Below are 20,932 nucleotides of genomic sequence, written 5' to 3' on the forward strand. Positions count from 1 at the left end.
GCTATCCGCCCCACTCGATGACCTGCCGCCCCATGACATCGAAGTCCTGGGCGAGACCCAGCGTGTTGTAGCTGGCCAATTCATTCTGGCTCACCCTCGCCGGCCCCACTCCGACATCGTTTCGGGGCTGACCACCGGCCGGATTGCCCCAGTTGTATCTCTTGTAGACATCGACGACGATCACCCCCACGGGCTCGCCGTCCCGTATTTCAACCGCGCCCTGGACGCGGTACTGGAAGCCGTTCAATGCGTAGTACCAGTCCCGGACTTGATGGCCCCCGTCTCCGCCACGGTCGATCTGCTCACCGACGGACGTCGACTGCCAGCCCGTGTCGAATCGACCGTCACCGGCGTGTGCGCGTACTTCTTCGTCGACGAGCCCGCGGAACCTCTCAAGGTCTTCGAGCATCTGCTCCACCTGCACCTCCATCGGCTGGCCGCTGTTGTTGAACCAGTGGTCGAGGAGTGCGGTGGCGTTGCCGTACCCCTCGAATGCCATGTAGCCGAGCATGAGGGACTGGACGGCCATGAAGCGCCCCCTCTCCGCCAGCGTGGAGTCTTCGGAGCCCCAGGGCGCGCGATTGGCATCCTCGCTCCCCGCCGGCGGAGGGGCGTAGGGTCCGGCCACTTCCACACCACCGCCTCCACCGCCGCCTCGGCCACCGCCTCCACCGTTGCCCCAGCCGGACTTGTCCTGCTTCTCGACGTTGGTGATTCCTCCCCGGCCGTCGTAGTCGCAGTTGTAGCCGCCGTTCCAGCAGGTGTCGATCATCGTGCCGCTGGGGTCCGTGTAGGACACAGGGTTGTTGTTGGCGTAGGCGTATCCGTGCAGTTGGTCGGAGTCGGTGAGGTCCATCATCGGGTCGACACTGAGGAAGCGACCGACGGCGGGATCGTACTGGCGGGCGCCGACCTGGGTCAGGCCGGTGGTCGTGTCGGTCGGTTTGCCGAGGAAGGACTTGTCATCGACCCAGTCGGTGGTGGTGCCGGTGTTGCGTTCGGTGCCGAAGGGTGACAGGAAGCGCCGGACGACCGCCTGGTCGGTGGCGCCGACGGCGAGGCCCTGGGTGCCGTGGTGGTCGCCTGACAGGTAGAAGAGCTGTTCGCGGCCGGATTCGTTGTTGCGGACCGCCAGTGTGGTCTCCCCGGCGAAGTAGGTGCGCTGTGCCCAGGTGTCACCATCGGCGGACACGTGCAGTTCCGTGCCGCCGGCATACAGGACGCTGTCTCCGTTCGGGCTGCGGCGGATCAACAGGGTGCCCTCGGCGTCGTAGACGTAGTCCGTGGTGGTGGAGCCGTCCCGGACCTGCGTGAGGTGGCTCTCCAGGCTCCAGGTCAGGGTCTGTTCGCCGGCCGGGCCGGGGCGGCTGATCGTGTTGCCCGTGGCGTCGTAGGCGTACTCGGCGGTGGGGGATGCGCAGTCGGCGGTGGGGCTGGTGCCGGTGGCGGCGTGCGGGCGGTCGGCGTCGGTGTAGCAGTAGGTCGTGGTCCGAGTGCCGCTGGTGGTGTGTTCGGTCTCGGCGGTGCGAGAACCGGCGTCGTCGTAGGTCCAACTGGTCCAGTACGGGGCGGCGCCGCCCAGCGCGGCGGTGGTGCGGTTGGCGGTGGCGCAGTCACCGTTGCGCGGCGTCCATGCGTGGGTGAGCCGGCGCTGGCCGTCGTAGGTGAAGCACTGGTTGTCGGCCGCGGACGTGCCGCCGAGGGTGGTGGGGTCGGTGATGGAGCGGACGTTCCCGGCGTCGTCGTAGGCGTAGTTGAGGTCCTGGAGCATGTAGGGGTGGGTCTGGTCGGTGACGTGCCGACGGGTCAGGCGGCCCGTGCCCTCTTCGTAGGTGTTGGTCACGTACACCTTCCGGTACTCGGAGGTGTTGGCCGTGCCGAGGGTGAGTTGCTGAATCTGACCGAGAGCGGAGTAGTCGGCGTCCAGGAGGTATCCGGTGGCACCCGTCGCCCTGGTCACGACACCGTTGGTGTAGCCGTAGGCGACGATCTCGGAGGGAAGACCGCCCAGGGCGGGTTCTCGCACCTGGCCGAGGGTGCCGTCGATCCGGTAGGCCGACGAGAGTGGGATGACCTGCGGCGCGGCTTCCGAGGCGACCAGCGGATCGTCGGCGGGAAGCCGCAGTTCGCTGCCGGTGGTGCGATAGAGGCTGTCGTACTCGGTGATGGCCCGGGTGTAGGCGCGGCCGGCTGTGTAGCGGGTCGAGGAGTCGAGGTGGCCACGGGCGAGTTGGTCGTAGGTGTAGCCGGTGAGTCGGGTTGCGGTGCTGATCTCGTCCTGCCAGGTACCGGTGGGGCGGCCCAGCGCGTCGTAGGCGGTCAGCAGCATGTCGCCGTCGGCGTCGGTGAGCGAGACCAACTGGTCCAGGGCGTTGTAGCGCTTGGTCGTGTCGCCCTTGTCGGGATCGCTTGACGTGATCTCACGGCCGTGGAGGTCGTATCCGTAGGCCCACCGAGCTCCTTCCGGAGCGGCCACGGTGCTCAGTTTGCCGTCCAGCGTGTGGGTGAACTCAGTGGCGACATATCCGGTGCCGGGGCCGGTGCCGTAGGCGGGGTCGGCTGGGCTCGGCCCGTTGTAGCGACGGGTCTCCACCGTGTCCCCGCGGGCGTTGGTGATGGTGCGGGTGGCGGTGCCACCGGCGACGGCCGTGGTGGCGACGGAGTCGCCGGTGTACTGGGTGGCCGTGGTCCAGCGTGTGGCACCGAAGATCCGGAGGGTGCGGCTGGTCTCCCGGCCGGCGCCGTCGAAGACGACGTTCTCCTGTCGCGGTGCCTCGCCGTACTCGGCACGGGCGTAGGTGCTCTGGGGTTCGGTACTGGGGTCGAAGATGTCGGCGAAGGTCTCGTAGGCCTGGCCGAGGGAGTTGTAGCGGGTGTCGGTGAGCAGCCGGCCGCCGGTGGGGGTGGGGGCCTGGGTCTGCAGCGGACGCAGCAGGGCGTCGAAGATCTCGTAGGTGACGTCGTAGGTGGTTCCGTCGGCGCGGAGGGTGCGGGTGGCGACGGCGGAGGGACGGGTGGTGCTCAGGTCGTAGCCGAAGGTTTGGCTGGCACTCGCGCCGCCCCCGCGGAGGCGGTTGGGCAGCCAGACGGCGGTGAGTCGCCCCAGGGCGTCGTAGGTCGTCTCGGTGAGCCTGGAGTTGGCGTCGAAGGCGCGGGTCGGCTGGCCTCGGCGGGGGTCGAAGAACTGGTGGGTGGTGTGGCCGAGGGCGTTGCGGGTGCTGATGCGGGTGACGGGGCCTCCGCCCGCGGGCACGTAGGTGGTGGTGCTGGTGTTGCCGGCCGTGTCGGTGGTCGAGGTTTCGCGGCCCAGGGCGTCGAAGGCGACCCGGGTGGTGGTCTGCCAGCCGGTGGGGTGCCGCTCGCCGCCGGAAGCTGTGGAGCGGTAGCCGGTGGGGCGGCCGGTCCAGGTGGCCAGGCCGCGGGTTGGGGTCTGGCTCGCGGTCCAGGCGGTGGCGTCGGGGGCGTCGTAGACGGTGGCGGTGTCGGCCAACACGTCGCCGCGGGTGGTGGTGCCGGTGGGCAGGACGAGGGATGTCTCGGCGGTGCCGCAGGTACGGCCGACGGTGCGCGTGCGGGAGGTGAGTGCCGTGATCCCGCGGTCGGGATTGCGCGCGTACCAGGTGCGGGTGCAGGTCTCGTCCCCGGTGACCGCCAGGTCGCCGGTGTCCTCTTCGGTGGCCGCCATGCCGTAGTCGTCGTACGTGGTGGTCGTGGCACGGGAACGCCAGCGGTTCGCGGCGGTCAGGTAGGTGTGGGTGGTGGTTCGTTCGGCGCGGACGTATCGGGCGACGATGTCGCGCGCGTCGGGGACGTCCTGGGTCGCGGTGGTGCGGGACCAGGGGTCGGTGATGTCGGCGGAGATCGGGGTGTCGCCGCTGTAGGTGATGCTCTGCCGTGGCATCCCGGCGTATTCGGCGCGATCGGTGACGTCGGGGATGGTCAGGCCGGGCAGGGCGATGGCGGTGACCCTTGCGGTGCGGGTGGATCCGTCGGCGCGCCGGTCGCCGTTGAGGCCCTGGAAGTAGGCGGTGGTCGCCCGGCTGCGGGTGGCGTCGTCGTTGCCCGTCTGGGTGGTGACTCTGCCGTAGCCGCGCCACTGGGACCAGGTGCGGTCGTCGCGGGGCACGAGCGGGCTGTCGTTGTAGGCCCAGGCGGGGGCGGTGTAGCTGTAGCGGTGTTCGACGGGCTCGCTGTGGCCGCTGGGGTCGGCCTCGACGACGGCCGTCACCCGGTACTTGTGGAACCAGTCGACCGTGGTCTCGGGGGCGCCGTTGACGTGCCAGTACTGGGGGAAGCAGTTGCGGGTGTTGGTGTCCTCTGCGGCGTCGGCGAGATCGGCCCGGACGCATTCGAGTTCGGAGTAGGTGACGGTGGTGATCCCGCCGGTCTCGGAGGTGATCGTGTTCAGCCGGGGACGGGTGATCGGAAGGATGTCGTCCACGGCGTCCACCCGGTTGGGCCGCATGTGGTAAGTGAACCTGACCGGGCTCAGGGCGATGGCGTCGCCGGCACGGCCGGTGTGGGTGACGGAGGTGAGGACGAGGACGTTGTCGGTGGTGTCGCCGATGTCGCCCGGATCGAGGAAGTCCTGGACGAGTGACCAGGAGTCCACCGGATCGTAGGCGCCGTTCGCGGCGTTCCAGCTGTGCGTGCTGATGCCGGTCAGCCGTTTGCGGGAGAAGAACGTCGGACCGCGGGCTGTGCAGTCCTCGTCTCCGTCGCCGCACAGGGCGTCGTAGGGCACGTCGGGCCAGTGGTCGGAGGTGTCCTCGGTGAGTTCCTCGCAGTCCCCCTCGGTGCAGCGCTCGGTGTAGGTGAACCGCACCTCGGCTTCGGCGTCGCGGGAGAAGAGAGCGCCAACGCGTTGGCCGTACTCGATCCGGGACAGGTAACCGCCGCGTGTGTAAGCGGCGTTGGCGGTCTCCGCGTCGTTCTTGTTGTAGTGGTTGGTTTCCTTGACATACCAGTACGTCATGACGTTGCCGTGGGTGTCCTCGACGTAGTCGAGGTTCCACCGCCATGCCTGGGTGACGGCGCGATCGGCGAACCTGTTCCCCCGGTCGTAGCCGGGTTCGCCGGAGTCGTCGCCGAAGACAGGCGCAGTCCAGACCGAGTTGGTGCGCTGGTCGGCCCCGGCGCCGGGGAGTTCGTTCTGACCGAAGACGTACTTGGTGCCGTCACCGGTGACGACCGTCCAGTACTCACCGTTGTCGTCGCCGTTGGCGGCGCCTGTGGTGCGGGTCACGCTCGAGGCGTCGTCGTTCTCCAGGCGCCAGCGCCCGGTCTCGTCGTCCTTGACCAGGCGGGTCGCCGAACCGTTGAGAACCAGTTGTGCGTTGTCGTAGTTCCAGCAACGATCGTAGACATCGTCGTGACCGTCCTCGTCGCAACCGGAGTAGCTGCGCTCGATGTAGGACTCGGTGAGGCTGAATCCTTCTCCGACCAGGCCGCCCTGGTTGTTCGTGGTCGCCGTGCGGCCGTCGACGGAGCCCGAGTCGTAGTCGAGAGAGAGGGCAGGCACCGGGCCGGCAGCGACCGGGGGCGGTGTCAGCTCGTAGGACCAGGTGAAGGCACCGGAACTACCGCCTGCCTCCCAGGAGGAGGACTCCGCCAGCGGGGTGGCCGAGTAGTCGCCCTCACCCGTGTCCGACACGCCGGGCGCACTGGCGGTCACCGCGAGCAGTAACGGCTCGGTGGCGCCGGTCGCTTCGATATCGGCGGTGAGCAGCCCCTCCTGGCGGTCGTTGTCGGCCGCGAGCGGCGTCCGCTCCCGGCACTCCGGCTGGTCGGGGGTGGTCAGGGCGCAGGCCGGCAGAGCGACGAGGCCGAGCCGGGCCGCCCAACCGCCCCCCACCGTGCCGGCGAAGTCACGGTAGTCGAGCCTGAGTCGGGCCGGCGCTGACGCTCCGGGGTCGACCGACAGCAGGACGCCGGTGATTCCGGTGGCACGCGCGGCGTCCTGGCCGTGCACGGTGATCCGTGGCTCGGCGTCCTGGGCCTCGGCGACGTCCAGCGACACAGGCAGGCCACCGACGTCGGCAAGGTCCTCATCGACGCCTGCCGTGCCGCCGGCGGGCCAACCCGCCGCCTGCTGGGCCTCCTCGGCGGCTTCGGCCTGGGCGATGTTCTCGGCGCGGGAGTCCGCGACCAACTCCCGCTGGTCGGGTGTGCCGAGACCGGTGACATCGTGGACCTCGCTGGCCCGGGTCTCGGGCACGTCAGGCCGTCCGAGGCCGTCGCCTTCGGCCGCCCGGGCGGCCGGAACCAGGCCCAGCGGACCCACCGGCACCAGCAGAGCCAACGAGAGCAGAGTGATCAACGGCCGGTGACCGTACCGCCGGCGCGTGCTGCCTTTACCTGTCCGCATGGGATCCGTCCCCAGGAAGGAGTGGTGTGCGTGGCGTGAGCGGGCGAGGGGCCTCAGGTGGCGGCCGTGTCGGCGATCTGCTGTGGGCTGGCCATGGCGCCCGACCAGACGCGGACGTCGGTGACGCGGCCGGGCAGGTAGTGCTCCCAGGAGCCGCTGGTGACGCCACGGCCCACGGCGAAGTCGCCGGATCCGGCCACCGCGGTGAAGGCCAGCGGATCACCGGCGGTGATCTCGCCGAGAGTGAGGCTGATGGTTCCGTCCTGCGCGTTGTGGACGCCGGTCAGCCGTACATCGCCCTCCACGGGGGCGGGCTGGTCGGAGTGGACGGAGGTGAATTCGCCGTTGGCGGCGAGCCGCCCGAAGTGCCACAGACCGACGGGGACGGTGCGCAGGTCGCCGTTGTCGTCGATCACCTGGGTCGTCCCTGTCAGTTCGAACCACAGGCCCCAGGCGGAGCCGTCGGCTGTGCGCTGGCCGGCGACCTGGGCGACGTAGCCAGCGGGGCGGTCGGCCAGTGCGGCACCGTCTGGTTCGGCGACGGCGGTCACGGTGAACGAACCGGTGTCGTCCACGATCGGCCCGGGGGTGCCGCCCGCTCCGGTGGTGCCGTCGAGAACGAGCGCGTCGTCCTCGAGCATCGCTCCGCCCTGCAGACTCAGGTCACGGTCGTAGCCGGTTCCCCCGTCCGACAGAACGGTGCCGTCGGCCGCCATGGACGGGTCCCAGGCGGCGACGAGTTCAGCACCGGCGTAGCCCTCGGAGGTGAGCAGTCGGGCCTCCTGGGCGATTTCCTCGGCTGTGAGGACCCGTTGCCACACGGCGACCTCGTCGATGACTCCCCTGAAGTAGTGCTGGTAGATGCCGGCCCACTGGTAGCGGCCGATCTGGAGCGGGCCGGTGGCACTCCAGGAGCCGGTGGTCAGCGTGACGGCACCGGCGAGGCGGCCGTTGACGTAGAAGTACAGCTCCTGGGTGGCTGGGTCATAGGTGCCCGCGAGATGAGTCCAGACACCGGCCTGAGCTGGTGCGACGCGGCCGAAATACGCCTGGCCGGTGGCCGCGTCCTGTTCCTTGATCCCGAAGAGCCATCGTCCCCGGTCGTGCGCGACGATGAAGGGGCTGTAGTTCTGGCCGTCCTGGGACAGGACGATGCCGGTCTCGTCGGCCGTCTCGTCGAGCCAGACCCAGGCGGAGAGGGTGTAGGCGGCACGGGTCTCCAGCACCGGCCCTGAGGTACGGGCGTAGTCGCCGGCGCCGTCGAGGGCCAGACCACGATCGAGCTGAGGCTCGGCCAGCGGGGCGCCGGTGGCATCGCGGGTGATCACGCCGCGTCGGCCGCGGTCGTCGCGGATCGCGTCGCCGTACAGGGTGGCGGAGTGGCCGGAGCCCGCGGAATCCGCGGCCGTGCCCGAGGCTTCGGCGAGGTGCCAACGTCCGACGGGCCCTTCGCCCCGAGCGACCAGGAAGTCGAAGACACCCTGCGCGCCCCAACGCCCCACCTCGTCCCGAGCACGGGCGTACACACGGCGGGTGCCCGAGGACTGCGGGGTGATGGAGGCGGTCCAGTTGCCGCCGCTGGCGGTGGCGTTGCGCCACGTCGTCTCACCGTTCAGGCGGTACTGGACAGCGTTGATGGGATCGTCTCCCGCCGCCCGGGAGAACGTCAGGGCGGCTCGGGTGCCGGGCCCGCCGCCCGCCGGGCAGTCGTTGGGCAGGCACTCGTCATAGGGGCCGGCGACATCGATTCCGGGGGCCAGTGGCGCCGATCTGTCGACCTTGAAGTAGCACCAGCCGGGCGAGTCCTGGGTGTTGGGGCCGGAGCGGAAGTGGGTGGTGCCGTCCCACACCCAGTAGGACCGGTTGTACGCGCGATACCGATAGAGGGTGTCCTCGGCGAGGGTGACCGGCCAGTCGATCGTCATACGCGTGTTGTGTCCCACGTAGCCGGACGACGGCCGTTCCGGATGGGTGGCGATGGTGTTGCTCCAGGACCCGTCGGCGTTGCGCCTGTCCACATCGAAGACGGCCCGGCCGGTGAGCGCGAGCCGGCCGCCGGTCACCTCCCGCACGGTAGCCGTCAGGGCGGGGGTGGGGTCGGAGACGATCAGAGGGTCGGAGGAACTGTGGTCACAGACGATGCCGTTGCCGGAGACGACACCGACGTTGGTCGGCTTCGCGGGGAGAGCGACGTACGTGACAGAGAGGACCGCGTTGTTGCGGAACCGCTTCCAGTAGCTGGTGTCGGACTCGCTACGGGCCTGGAGCATCAGACTGAGCGAGGAGAAGCCGCCCTCGGCAAAGGATCTGACGGTCGAGGTCAGCGTGTTCGAGGTGAACTCCACCGGTGCGGCGGGCGACGAGGGAGAACATGCGGAGCCGCGGCCATGGTTCACATTGCGGCTCGCCATCGTGCCCAGACGTGAAGGGCCCGGCCAACTGGTGCTGGCGGAGAAGCCATTGGTGCGAACCAGGTCAACCGTACGGGGGTCACACACGAACGACCACGACTGAGTGGCGCGGAAGGTGGCCTGAAGTATGTTCTTGCCCGCCAGGTCGTTCGGGGCGAACTGGAAGTACAGACGCTGCCGGTAGCCCGAGCCGCAGTAGTAGCCGGACCAGGTGCCACACTCACCGGTGCCCTTGCCCTCGTTGTCATCACCGTTGTCCCAGCCGTAGCTCTCGTAGCCGTCCGAGCGCAGCAGGGTGCGACGGGAGGAATCGATGCCCCAGGAGGGATCGATGTAGAGCGGGAACGCCTCGTCGGGGGTGCCGGTCAACATCCCGGAGTCGGGGATCAGACGCAGCGTGCCGTCGTCGACGGTCACATCGAGGTCGGCGATGGTGTCCCCGGGCGCGGGCTGTTGCGTCCGGTCGGCGGCGGCGTCGCCGGACTCGTTCGCCGCAGTCGGCTCGTTCGGCGCGGCGACGGTCGGCACAGTGGCCTGGTCTCCGCCGGCGGAGTCCCACATATGGGCGGGAGGCGCTTGCAGGACCGCATTGCCGTCCGGGTCAACAGCGGTGAGGGCGCCAGCGGCCGACTCGCGAACAGCGAGCCCCTGCGCACCGACATCGAACTCCAGTTCACGTAAAAGGGGGTTGGCGGCTGCTTCCGGGGTCCTGACGACGAGCACCTGGTCGAAACCCTCAAGGTCGGCGGTCAGCAGCAGGTCGACATCGGGAAGGACATCCGCGTACCGAGCTGTGGCGCCGGACAGGTCGGGCTCAGGCAACGGCGGCAGGCCGGCCGGCCAACCGATTGCCAGGGAACGCCCGCCCTCGCCAATGCTCACCATCGGTCCGTCAGCGCCTCCGCCAGAGAAGGCCAGGTCCGCGACCGCGGCACGCGGCCCGACCGTACCGTCCGGGTGGGCGACGAGCGTGGCATCAGGCTCCGTCCAGGAGCCGTCCGAGCCGGCGACGCGGACCGGCGCCGTCGCGAGGTCCAGGGTGAAGGTGGAACCGTCCGGATTCGCGTACGTGGTGGAGTACTCCGTACGTTCCGTGGTCAGTTCGACCATCTCCCCGCTCTCCTCCGCCTCCGCCAAGGCGCGGTTCGCAGCGGTGAGCGGAACGTCGGCCACCTCCGCCGACCGAGGAGCGGCCAGGGCGGTGGCCGGAGCACTCATCAGCAGTGCGACGACGACCGCCGAGATGAGCGCTCCACGCCCTAATCGAGACGACACCATGACCACATTCCCCCCACAGAAATGCCGACCGGACACGATCAGTCACACACTATTCACAAGAGTTCAGAGGCGGTCAAGACCGCACAGGAGTGGCCGGAGATGCCTCACGACCGATGGCGGGCCAGAAGGCGACGCCGCGGGGCGTCACGCGAAGAAGCACGTCGCCCCCTCGTCACACAGCCGGAGATGTGCCGAAATGGTGGCCATCACAAGAGGGGCGTTGAAAGGCGAAGGCCCGCGGTGGCGCACGCAGCTGCCGCCCTGAACCGCGTTGGAGCCTGCCCTTCTTCACTTCCGTGTCACATCAGTTGGACGGGAGGCGGCGACGAGCAGGGTGCCGGCAGTCCGCGCCCTTTCACTGAGGGCGGGGAGCAGGTCGACGGCGATGTCGATCAGACCGGCCTCGACGAGGAGCCCCGTCCACACCTGCTCCTGCAACACCCAGCGGCGCATGGTGGTGGGCTGCCCGTCGGGGCGCTTGGCGAGGATGTCGGCATTGGTGACGTCTGCCTCGGCGGGCTCGCCACCCAGGTAGTGGGCAAGGGTCGCGAAGACCAGCCGGCCCCCCGGTCGCAGGGCGACGGCCGCCGCTGGCAACAGGTCACGTGGGTCGGTGAAGTCGAGGGCGCCGAAGGCGCTGTACAGCACGTCGTAGCCGTTCGGGGCCGAGCGCAGGTGGGGCACGACGTCCGCGTGAACGAGTCGGAGCCGTGGGGCGAGGTGGCCGTAGAGGTCCGTGGCGATGGCGTGTTGCGCGGCCGAGGCGTCGATCGCGTCCACGCGCTCAGGACGGTGACGGGCCGCCAGGTGGGCGGCATGCCGTCCGGCTCCGGCGCCCAGGTCGGCGACCCGTAGGCCGGTCAGGTCGCCCAGGACCTCGGCACCAGGTTCGCCCTCTTGGCCCCAGTCCCAGTAGAACGCCTCGGGGACGGCGCGGTCGGTGGCGGCACGGGCGCGGCCGTACTGGTGCCAGAGGTCCGGGGTGGTGGTCACCGCCTCATCCTGACCGACATCACGCCGCCGCGGACGGGCTCTACGAGAATCTCACTCAGCGGGCACCGAAGGCCGATCCACCGGAGCCCCGCGTCGCGCCGGCCCGCACCAGATCAGCGAGAGCCGTTGCCCGAGCGGGCAGGCACCACACTTGCCCGAGCCGCCCCAACAACGAGACGCCACCCCCTCCAACCGTCTACGGCAACCCGCTAAGCCGTTGCCATCGAGCCCCTTCCTCGCACGGTCAGCGACGCCTCACCTCCCCCTACCAGCCCAATGCCTCTCGCTGAGAAAACTCGGTAGGTTACGCAGGAGCCCGGAGAAGGCAACGACACAGGAACCAACTCACCCGCCAATGACCACCCGGCAAACGAATGCCCGCAACAAACCTTATGCCCGAATCTCAAGAAGTAAGTAAAACCACGTCTCCCCCCAGATAAAGCCGCAGGTCACGAACTCTGCTCCCCGCGCCGGCGGGGCTGTTCCCGGGTCGGGCATGCGGCTGACGCCGGCCTGGGTCTGCTCCCCGCGCCTGCGGGGCTGTTCCCGACGGGATGTGGCCGGACGACGAACTCGACGGCTGCTCCCCGCGCCTGCGGCGCTGTTCTCCGGGGTTCGTGCTGCGGGCCCGCACACGTTGCCAATGGCGATCGAAGCAGCCACGGCATGCCGCTATCAAACGGTGGTTCAAACAAATCGTTGATCAGTGACGGCCTGGTTCCTTACGGTGTTGTCGGGCAACTGTACGTCGCTTGTTCACTACGGGGGGATGTCGCTCATGGCACGGCCGTCTGACTGGAGTCCGGTCGATATGGACTCGGATCCGACGCCTGGCTACCCGGACGAGGTGCGGGAGCTCGCGGACGAGTTGCAGACGTTCGCGGACGATGTCGGTGAGGCCCTGGGCCGGATCCGGGGGATGGCCGAGGACCGGGCGATGCTGGAGTGGGCCGGACGATCGGCCGAGGCGTTCCAGTCGGAGTTCGACGGCGTGCCGTGGAACCTGGAGAAGCTCCAGACCTCCTACGACATGGCGGCCCAGGCGTTACACGTCTACTGGCCGAAGCTGGAAGCCGCTCAGGGGATGGCCGATCGAGCGCTGGACCGGGCGATCGCCGCGCAGGCTGATCTCTCCAGTGCGCAGGGGGCGTTATCGGAGGCGCAGGACTGGGTGTCCCGGGCCGGCGACGAAGCGCGGCGGCTCGAGGAGGCGGGCGAGCGGGAGGGCGTTGAGCCGCCCTCGGAGGCAGAGGTTCGGGCTGCGACGCGGGACCGCACCGCGGCCGACGAGGCCGCGGCTTCGGCCCAGTCCCGTGTCGACGATGCCGAGGAGCGCCTGTCCGCCGCGCGAGGGCTGGCCCAGCAGGCGAAGGAGATGCGGGAGGACGCGGCCCGCGCGTGCGCCCGCGACATCGACGCCGCCTCGGATGCCGGCATCCAGAACCGGCGGTGGTGGGAAGACGCCATCAACTGGGTGTCGGAGAACTGGGACACCATCGTCGAGGTATGCAAGGTCGTCGTCGCCGTCCTCGGCATCGTTGTCATGGTCATCGGCGGCCCGTTGGCCTGGGTCGTCCTCGCCGCCGCGCTCGTCGTCCTCGCCGACACCCTCTATCGATACGCCAACGGCCAGGCGACGTTGTGGGACGTGGCCTTCGCGGCGCTGGACTGCATACCGGGTGGCAAGGGCATCACGACGCTCGGCGGTCTGGCCGCTGGGGTGGCCTCCCTGGGCCGCACCGGGCTGCGCGGGATGGCCCGCGGCGTTGCAGGGCTCGGGCAGAGCTTCCGGGCGTTCAGCCGCAGCATCCGTCGGCTGTTCTGCCGCACCGACCCGATCGACATGGCCACGGGCGAGATGGTGATGTCGGCCACGGACGTCCAGTTTCCCGGTGTTCTTCCGTTGGTGTTGGAACGCCATCACCGGACCTCGGTGCGCAGCGGAAGCCTCTTCGGTCCGTCCTGGGCGTCCACCCTCGACCAGCGCCTGGTTCTCGAGGAGCACGGCGTCGTGTTCCACGGCGACGACGGCTCGCTGCTGGACTTTCCTCGTCCGATCCCTCATGAGCCAGTGTTCCCGGTCGAGGGCCCCCGCTGGCAGCTGCTGTGGAGCGGCGAGCCCGGCACGCCCATGACCCTGCGGCGGGGAGAGAGCGGGCTCACGCTGCACTTCGCGCCCGTGGCCGGTCGGTCCGCGGCGGAGTTGCCGCTCACCGCTGTCACCGACCGCAACGGCAACCGCGTTCGGGTGGAGTACGACGAGGACGGCCTGCCCTCCGCTGTCGTCCATGATGGCGGCTACCACGTGGGAGTGAGCACCGCCGACGGCCGAATACGCGAGCTCCGGCTGCTCAGCGCACCTGACCAGCCCACCCTGCTGCGGTATGCCTACGACGAACGCGGCAACCTCTCCGAGATCCACAACTCCTCGGAGGCGCCGCTTCGGCTCTCCTATGACGCGCGGCGTCGCATCACCGGGTGGCAGGACCGCAACGGGGTCTGGTACCGCTACACGTACGACGACGCCGGACGCTGTGTCGCCACCGAGGGCATGGACGGCTACCTCTCCAGCACCATTCGCTACGACGGGGAGAACTACCGCACGACCTTCACGGACTCGCTGGGTCACACCTCCGTCTTCCAGTTCAACGACTGCTACCAGCTGGTCGCCGAGACGGACCCACTGGGACACACCGCACGCCGGGAGTGGGACCGTTACGACCGGGTGCTGTCGACCACCGATCCGCTGGGACGCACCACGCGGTACGACTACGACGCCGCCGGTCGTCTCGTCGCCGTGACCCGGCCGGACGGGGTCCGCGTCGCCTACTCGCACGACCAGCGTGGCCTGCCCATCACGATCACCGATCCGGCGGGCCAGACGTGGCGACAGAGTTACGACGCGGTGGGCAACCGGTCGGCGTTGATCGATCCGCTCGGGGCCGAGACGCGGTACGAGTACGACGAGCGTGGTCATCTCACCGCGATCACCGACCCGTTGGGCAATGTCACGCGGTTCGTCTGCGACCCGGCAGGGCGCCCGGTGTCCATCACGAGGCCGACCGGCGAGGAGTACCGCTTCGAGCACGACGCCTTCGGGCGCGTCGCCAGGGCCATCGATCCGCTCGGCGCCGTCACACGTTTCTCATGGACGCTCGAAGGCAAGCCGATGCACCGGATCGATCCACAAGGAGGCGTCCAGGCCTGGACGTGGGACGGCGAGGGCAACTGCCTCACGCACGTCAACGAGAACAGCGACGTCACGAGGTTCGAGTACGTCTTCGACCAACTCAGCGCGCGAACCGACCCGGACGGCGCCCGTCACGCGTTCATCCACGACACCGAGCTGCGGCTGACCAAGGTCGTCGGCCCGAGCGAGCTCACCTGGACCTACGAACTGGACGCTGCGGGCCGGGTCCTCGCCGAGGAGGACTTCGACGGCCGACGCGTCAGCTACGTGTACGACGCCGCCGGCGGGCTGGTTCAGCGCACCAACGCCGCGGGTCAGACGGTGACCTACACGCGCGACGCCCTCGGCCTGACCACGGAGAAGACCGCCGACGGTGCGACAGCTCGCTTCGAGCACGACGCGACCGGCCGTCTCCTGCGCGCCGTGGAGGAGGGCGCGGAGGTCTCCTTCACCTACGACGCCGTCGGACGGCTGCTGTCCGAGGCCTGCGACGGGCGCGCGGTCTCCTACGCGTACGACGCCGCGGGCCGCCAGGTCTCCCGCGTCACACCGTCCGGGCTCACCAGCGCCCAGAGCTACGACGCCGCCGGCCGTCGCACCGCGCTCCAGGTCGCCGGACGCACCCTGGCCTTCGCCTACGACCCGGCCGGCCGCGAACTCAGCCAACACCTAGACACCGGCGTGGTCATAGCCCAGCAGTGGGACCTCGCGGGCCACCTCACCGAGAAGTCGGTGACCAGCCACGGACAGCCCCTGGCCGGCCTGCGATACAGCTACCGCCCCGACCACTTCGTCTCCGCCCAGACCGACCTGTTCGACGGCACCACGCACTTCGACCTCGACCAGGTCGGACGCGTCACCACGGCCCGGCGCGACAACTCGTCCGAGACCTACCGGTACGACCCGCTCGGCAACCAGACCGACGCCCGGTGGGGACCCCCGAGCCAGGACCTTCCCGACGCATCCGGCGAACGGCACTACACCGGAACACGCGTCACCAGGGCCGGCAACATCCGATACACCTACGACGCCGCCGGCCGCGTCGTACTGCGCCAGAAGATCCGCCTCTCCCGCAAGCCCGATACCTGGCGCTACCACTGGGACGCCGAGGACCGCCTGCGCTCCGTGATCACCCCGGACGGCACGCGCTGGACCTACACCTACGACGTGCTCGGGCGCCGGACCGCCAAGCGACGCTGGGACGAGGCGGGAAACGTCGTCGAGCAGACAATGTTCACCTGGTCCGGGGCAACCCTCGTCGAGCAGACCAGCACCACCCCGAACTGCACCACGCCAACGGTCACCAGCTGGAACTACAACGGCACGCACCCCGTCGCCCAGACCGAGACCACGCCCGCGGCCGACGCCCCACAGCAGGAGATCGACCGACGCTTCTACAGCATCGTCACCGACCTCGTCGGCACGCCGACCGAACTCGTCGACGAGCACGGCGAGATCGCCTGGCGGCGACGCACCACGCTCTGGGGCATCGCGCGCGACGAACCCGGAGGGCACGCCGGGACCCCGTTACGCTTCCCCGGCCAGTACGAGGACCCCGAAACCGGCTGGCACTACAACGTCCACCGCTACTACGACCCGCTCACCGCGCGATACGCCAGCCCCGACCCGCTCGGCCTCGACCCGGCACCGAATCACTACGCGTACGTCCGCAATCCCCTCACCTGGACCGACCTCCTCGGCCTCACCCCCTGCTCGCCGGGCACCATCGACGACGCCATGCTCGCCCTGAACCGCGCCGAGGAACTCCAGGCCGTCCGCAACGACTACTTCCTCGCCGACATCAGGGGCACCACCGCTGTCATCGGCGTCTTCAACACCCGCACCCAGCAGTACACCGTCCGCCTCGGCATCAACGGCCCCGGGGCCATGCCGGCTTCCTGGACCCTGCGGCCCGGCGAGGAATTCGTCCAAGCCGCCGGACACGCCGAGGAAGGTATCATCAGGAGCCTCGGGCGCGACGAAATACCGGTCTTCGGAGCCGCCTCACGAAATTTCTGCAACGACATCTGCCTGGAGCTCATCAACACCCGCGGTGTCCAAGTAGGCGGTGCGGGAATTCGCGGCCACGCGGAACAGAACTCCCCCTACACACTGTTCTGGTCCATCGACGACTGACGAGGAATGCATGACCACGCGCATCTCGATCACCCATGAGCTGCCGGACGCCGCACCAGAGACCTACGTCGCGTTCTGCGCCGCATGCGCGGAGCGCCTCGGCGCCGTCTACCGCCTCCTCAGCGACCCGGACGAGCGAGAGTGGTTCGACGACCTGCTCGACCTCGGATGGCGCGCCGCCGCGGGCGAGGACGTCGACGAAGAATGTGTCGACATCCTGGAATCCACCGACCTCGAAGCCGCCATGGGCGAAGACCAGGCAGAGCAGAGCTTCTACACCGGCCAGGCCCTGGCCCTCGCCCTCAACACCCTGGCCGTTCACCTGCGCCTGGACATGAACAAGGTGGAACTGTCCGGACAGACCACCCAGAGCCTGCTCTCCGACTTCGACTTCGAACTCGCGGGCGCCACCCCACGCACCACCGCATTCGGCGAACAACCGCCACCCCCAGGCCCCTTGCAGGCCTTGGAAATCGAGGAACAACAAGAATTCCTGCGACGCGCCACAGCAGGCATTCCCCTGGACCTGAACGAGCTGCGGGACGCCGCACGGCGAACGTCCGAGCGGATCGCAGAAGCGCTGCCGGCCCTCGCGGACCGGAAGGGCTGGGAACTCTCCTGACCGGCGCCGCGCACCGCCTCTCCTACCTGAGCAGTGTCCATGTGGAAACCTGCACCGCTGTGCCCCCTACGCCTGAATGTGAAGAAGTAAAGGCACGCCTCCCACCAGATAAAGCTGCAGGCCACGAACTCTGCTCCCCGCGCCTGCGAGTTGTCCCCTCCGCCGCCGGATCCACCAGCAGCCCCTGCAACTGCTCCCCGCGTCTGCGGGGATCGTCCTCTCGGCGTCCGGGTCTTCAGCTGTCGTCATGAGTCGTCCCCGTACGGGCGGGGATGGTCCCCTTGACCTTGAGGCTGGGTGGCTGACGCCAATGAATTCGTCGCCCCATGCTTCGGGCTGCCCCGACTCCACGTTGTGTCCTGGCCTGGGTGCAGCGTCGACGGCAGCAGCGGCAGGCGCGAGGCGGCCGGCGTCGACTGGCTGGAGAACGGCCTCGTCTTCAACTCCGAGGTCGGGACCCCGATGGACGCGGCCAACGTGAGACACGCCTTCCGGCACGCGCTCGGCAAGGCGGAGGGCATCGAGGCGGCAGAGTGGACGCCACGCGAGCTGCGGCACAGCTTCGTGTCCCTGCTCTCCGACCACGACGTCCCCGTCGAGGAGATCGCGAAGCTCGTCGGGCACTCGGCCATGGCCACGACGGAGAAGGTCTACCGGAAGCAGATCCGCCCCGTCATCCAGACGGGAGCGAAGGCGATGGACCGGATCTTCGGGGCCTGACCCCGGGTCGGGATCCATAGACACTCAGATAGTCACTCATCCCACTCCCGGGTAGACCTCGGACGTGGTAGCGCCGAGGCGACGTAGCATCTCTCCGGAGCTAGGCTCGAAGCCACCATCGTTCGACTGGGCTGGCTCGGCGCCACAGCTATACCTTGGGGCGCCTGCGCCAACATCCGACTGAATGAAATGAGCCTCTCTGTCTCGCATCACCGCAGGTCAACAAGTGTCGTCCCCGCACTGGCGGGGGCGTCCTGCCAGGCCGCGTCACCACCCGGAGAAATTCGCAAGCGAGAGGTTCTATTCAATCGAGCAGTCACTTCCGGGCTCCTGTCGTCCGCTTTAACGGATAGACCGCAACCGCCTCGAGCCCTTTGGCGCCAGCTTCGCCCATCCTCTCGTCCGAAGCGCCGCCAGCTACGTCTCCGACAGAATCGGCCCGAGCCCCGACGAGAAGGTGTTCGGCGTCCCACACTTCTACCGCGAGACCATCCCCGCCTGGCTCGCCGCCCGCCCAGGACGCGGAGCCGGCGGCGGCCGCCCGGTCGGAGCGACCGACACCCGCCCACGCGACCACTCCAACGACCCCCGCCACCACCGCGCCCAGCAACGCATCGCACACATCCGTCGCCTCCTGGCCACCGACGCCGAGACGCCCGCCGAGCAGGTCGCCGGCGAACTGGCGATCTCCAGACGCCACGCCGAACGGCTGATCGCCCAAGTCCGCGCCGACGGCTGACCGCTACCCGGTCGGCACAGTCGCTGGCTCGGCCTCGCCAGAAGCCTGGGCACCTGCTCGCCCGCGACCGCCGGCGCTGCGCGCCCTGCTGTTCACGTCGGTACCGGCGCTCGTAAGCGCGGATCCCCTTCGCGTCGAACGCCGTCACCCGTGCATGCACGGTGGGCCCCAGCCTCATGCCACCAGTGGCATGGCCGTAAAGGCGGGCGGCGAGGAGAGGTGGAAGGGCAGTTCGATACGGGAGAACGGCAGCCGGAGATTAACCCCCAGATGCCGCGTGACCCGCACTGACGCTGGACCGAGGGGGGAGTCGCGCAAGAGGCCCCCTCCCTTGCGGGAGGGGGCCTCTGACCTGTGGAGCTAAGGAGAATTGAACTCCTGACCTCTTGCATGCCATGCAAGCGCTCTACCAACTGAGCTATAGCCCCTTGCCTGGTCCGCCTTGGTTTCTTCCCTTTCGGGCTTCCCCCTCGGCGGCGATGCCTACTTTACACACCCACCCCGGTGGATTGCCAAATCGGTTCCGGCGGGGGCGAGGAGGGGGCCGGCGGGAGGGGTCAGACGCTGGCGAAGGAGTAGAAGCGCTTGAGGGCGCAGTGCTCGTCGAGGAGGCGGCCGTAGATCGGTTCGCCCTCCAGCTCGCGGTAGACCTCGATGGGGTCGCCCTTGATGATCAGCGCGCGGGCGCACTCGACGCACCAGTACTGGTAGGCCGCGTTGACCGGCTGGAGGTCCCGGACGATCGGGGTGCCGGCTCCACACCAGTCGCATTTTCTGCTGTGTGCACCCATGAGCGATCAGCTCCACCCTCGGTCGCGGGCCGTGCCCACGTGGGTAAACCCCTCCGTCAGAGCCCCGGCTTGGTCCGATTCTGCCACGCCGTCCGCGGACGGTTAAGCCGGTGATCCGACCTGATGGCCACGGAGACGGTATCGATACACGACGATCAACGCCTCTTTACCCGCGTCGCGGGTCGGGCAACCGCTCCGGCGGCGGCCGCCGCGGTGGCGACGAGGGCGAGCGCGACCATGGCGGGCCAGGGGTCGCCGCGGTCCAGGTAGAGGGTGCCGATGGCGGCTATGCCGGTCAGCATGCCGAGCTGGGTGGTCATCATGGTGACGCCGCTGGCGTCGGCCGCGTCCTCGGGGCGGACCAGGGCGAGCGCGCCGGTCAGGGTGGGGCCGTAGGCGAGTGCCAGGGCGACGCCGGTGAGGGCGAAGACCGTCATCGTGGGGACGCCGATGTCGGCGCCGTCGCGAAGCAGGAGGCCGCAGGCCAGCAGGCAGGCGGCGGAGAGCAGCAGGCCGGTGGTGGGCAGGGCGGGCTGCCGGTGGGCGGGGACGCGGCGCCACAGGAGCGAGACGGCGCCGAAGGCCAGCGAGGCCGGGAGGAAGACCAGGCCGGCGCGGAGCGCGCCGTAGCCGAGGCCGCCGGCGGCCTCGGGGGCCTGGACGTGCAGGGAGAGGACGAAGAGGTTGCCGCCGTTGATGGCCATGGTGAGGAAGATCCGCAGGACGGCGAGCGGCATGCCGGGGCTGGTCAGCATCCGGGGGGCGATCAGGGGCTCGCCGCCGCGCGCCGCGAGGCGGGTCGAGTGGTGGGCCAGCAGGGCGGCGAGCGCGGCGCCGGCGGCGAGCGACAGCCAGCACCACAGGGGCCAGTCCCGTTCCTGGCCGAGGACGAGCGGCACGGTGATCAAGGTCACGGCCGTGGTCAGGACGAGCAGGCCGGTGGGGTCCAGGCCGCGGGGGCGACCGGTGTGCGCGGGGCGGGAGAGCGGCAGGCCGCGTGGGACGAGGAAGAGCAGGGTGACGCCGATGGGCACGTTCACCAGGAAGACCGCGCGCCAGCCCCAGCCGAACAGGTCGGCGCTGACGAGCAGCCCGCCGGCGAGTTGCCCGGCCGCGGCGCCGGTGGCCACCACGGCGGCGTAGCCGGTGAGCGCCCTGATCCTGGCCTGGCCGGCGAAGGTCAGCTGGATGAGGCTGAGCACCTGCGGCAGCATCAGCGCGGCGCCGGTGCCCTGGGCGAGGCGTGCCGCGACGAGGGTGGCGGTGGAGCCGGCCAGGCCGCAGGCGAGCGAGGAGGCGGTGAAGAGCGCGAGGCCGGTGAGGAACAGCCGGCCCGGGCCGTGGCGGCCGCCGAGCCGGGCGCCGGTGACCAGCAACACGGCGTAGGCGATGGTGTATCCGGCGATGATCAGTTGCAACTCGCCGCCGGAGGCGTTGAGTTCGGCCTGGAGGGTGGGCCCGGCGACGTTGACGATGAACACGTCGAGCAGGGACATGAACTGGGCGAGCAGGACGATGGTGAGGAGGAGCGCCGGGCGCCCCCGGGCCGGGGCCGCAGGGGTCGGGGAAGGGCTCGTGGAGAGTGTCATGGCAGGACCCTGCGCCCCGTCGGGTACGGGTGGAGAGAGCCCGCCGATACTGGTACCGGCAGGCACCTGGCAGCGCGCCGGGCGCCGTGCCAGCGT

Annotated in this window: 9 protein-coding genes and 1 tRNA gene; 4 read left to right on the forward strand and 6 right to left on the reverse strand. The window is 69.5% G+C overall.

Features of this window, described 5'->3' with window-relative positions; translation table 11 throughout:
* Nucleotide 1: 1 nt before the first annotated feature.
* From ACFWI8_RS22715 to ACFWI8_RS22725, 3 genes are all read right to left on the reverse strand, one after another.
* Nucleotides 2–6,319, reverse strand: a complete 6,318-nt coding sequence (locus ACFWI8_RS22715) for an RHS repeat-associated core domain-containing protein (RefSeq protein ID WP_387094574.1) — start codon at nucleotides 6,317–6,319, stop codon at nucleotides 2–4.
* A gap of 101 nt (nucleotides 6,320–6,420) precedes the next feature.
* Nucleotides 6,421–9,888, reverse strand: coding sequence for a LamG domain-containing protein (locus ACFWI8_RS22720; protein ID WP_387094576.1), 3,468 nt, complete (start codon nucleotides 9,886–9,888; stop codon nucleotides 6,421–6,423).
* Between the two features lie 456 nt (nucleotides 9,889–10,344).
* Nucleotides 10,345–11,049 carry a class I SAM-dependent methyltransferase gene (locus ACFWI8_RS22725; RefSeq protein ID WP_387094578.1) on the reverse strand — a complete coding sequence of 235 codons (705 nt, stop codon included), beginning with the start codon at nucleotides 11,047–11,049 and terminating at the stop codon, nucleotides 10,345–10,347.
* Nucleotides 11,050–11,860: 811 nt separating this feature from the next.
* On the opposite strand from ACFWI8_RS22725, the gene ACFWI8_RS22730 reads away from it, so the two are divergent.
* The 4 genes from ACFWI8_RS22730 (at nucleotide 11,861) to ACFWI8_RS22745 (ending at nucleotide 18,456) form a co-directional block, all read left to right on the forward strand.
* Complete coding sequence (locus tag ACFWI8_RS22730; RefSeq protein ID WP_387094580.1) at nucleotides 11,861–16,375, forward strand: DUF6531 domain-containing protein; 4,515 nt, start codon at nucleotides 11,861–11,863, stop codon at nucleotides 16,373–16,375.
* Nucleotides 16,376–16,385: 10 nt separating this feature from the next.
* A complete protein-coding gene (locus tag ACFWI8_RS22735) occupies nucleotides 16,386–16,997 on the forward strand; it encodes a hypothetical protein (protein WP_387094582.1) in 612 nt (203 codons plus the stop codon).
* 354 nt (nucleotides 16,998–17,351) lie between these two features.
* A complete protein-coding gene (locus ACFWI8_RS22740) occupies nucleotides 17,352–17,717 on the forward strand; it encodes a tyrosine-type recombinase/integrase (protein WP_387094584.1) in 366 nt (121 codons plus the stop codon).
* A gap of 457 nt (nucleotides 17,718–18,174) precedes the next feature.
* Entirely contained in the window at nucleotides 18,175–18,456 is a 282-nt protein-coding gene (locus tag ACFWI8_RS22745) for a hypothetical protein (RefSeq protein ID WP_387094586.1), read from the forward strand.
* A 355-nt stretch (nucleotides 18,457–18,811) separates the two neighbouring features.
* Here ACFWI8_RS22745 and ACFWI8_RS22750 read toward each other — a convergent pair.
* The 3 genes from ACFWI8_RS22750 to ACFWI8_RS22760 all read right to left on the reverse strand — a co-directional run bounded on the left by ACFWI8_RS22750 (nucleotide 18,812) and on the right by ACFWI8_RS22760 (nucleotide 20,836).
* Nucleotides 18,812–18,884, reverse strand: a tRNA-Ala gene (locus ACFWI8_RS22750).
* Nucleotides 18,885–19,013: 129 nt separating this feature from the next.
* Nucleotides 19,014–19,247: a hypothetical protein gene (locus ACFWI8_RS22755; protein ID WP_120760294.1), complete on the reverse strand. Its 234-nt coding sequence runs from the start codon at nucleotides 19,245–19,247 to the stop codon at nucleotides 19,014–19,016.
* A 155-nt stretch (nucleotides 19,248–19,402) separates the two neighbouring features.
* Nucleotides 19,403–20,836, reverse strand: a complete 1,434-nt coding sequence (locus ACFWI8_RS22760; RefSeq protein WP_387094588.1) for an MFS transporter — start codon at nucleotides 20,834–20,836, stop codon at nucleotides 19,403–19,405.
* Between the last annotated feature and the right edge of the window lie 96 nt (nucleotides 20,837–20,932).

Origin of the sequence: Streptomyces sp. NPDC127098 (assembly GCF_042722465.1) — a bacterium.
Taxonomy (GTDB): domain Bacteria; phylum Actinomycetota; class Actinomycetes; order Streptomycetales; family Streptomycetaceae; genus Streptomyces; species Streptomyces millisiae.

What these genes read in the sequence shown, in the direction of transcription:
- ACFWI8_RS22720 (WP_387094576.1), bottom strand. Translation starts at nt 9,888, where the DNA reads ATGGTCGAACTGACCACGGAACGTACGGAGTACTCCACCACGTACGCG.
- ACFWI8_RS22755 (WP_120760294.1), bottom strand. Translation starts at nt 19,247, where the DNA reads ATGGGTGCACACAGCAGAAAATGCGACTGGTGTGGAGCCGGCACCCCG.
- ACFWI8_RS22730 (WP_387094580.1), top strand. Translation starts at nt 11,861, where the DNA reads ATGGACTCGGATCCGACGCCTGGCTACCCGGACGAGGTGCGGGAGCTC.
- ACFWI8_RS22760 (WP_387094588.1), bottom strand. Translation starts at nt 20,836, where the DNA reads ATGACACTCTCCACGAGCCCTTCCCCGACCCCTGCGGCCCCGGCCCGG.
- ACFWI8_RS22735 (WP_387094582.1), top strand. Translation starts at nt 16,386, where the DNA reads ATGACCACGCGCATCTCGATCACCCATGAGCTGCCGGACGCCGCACCA.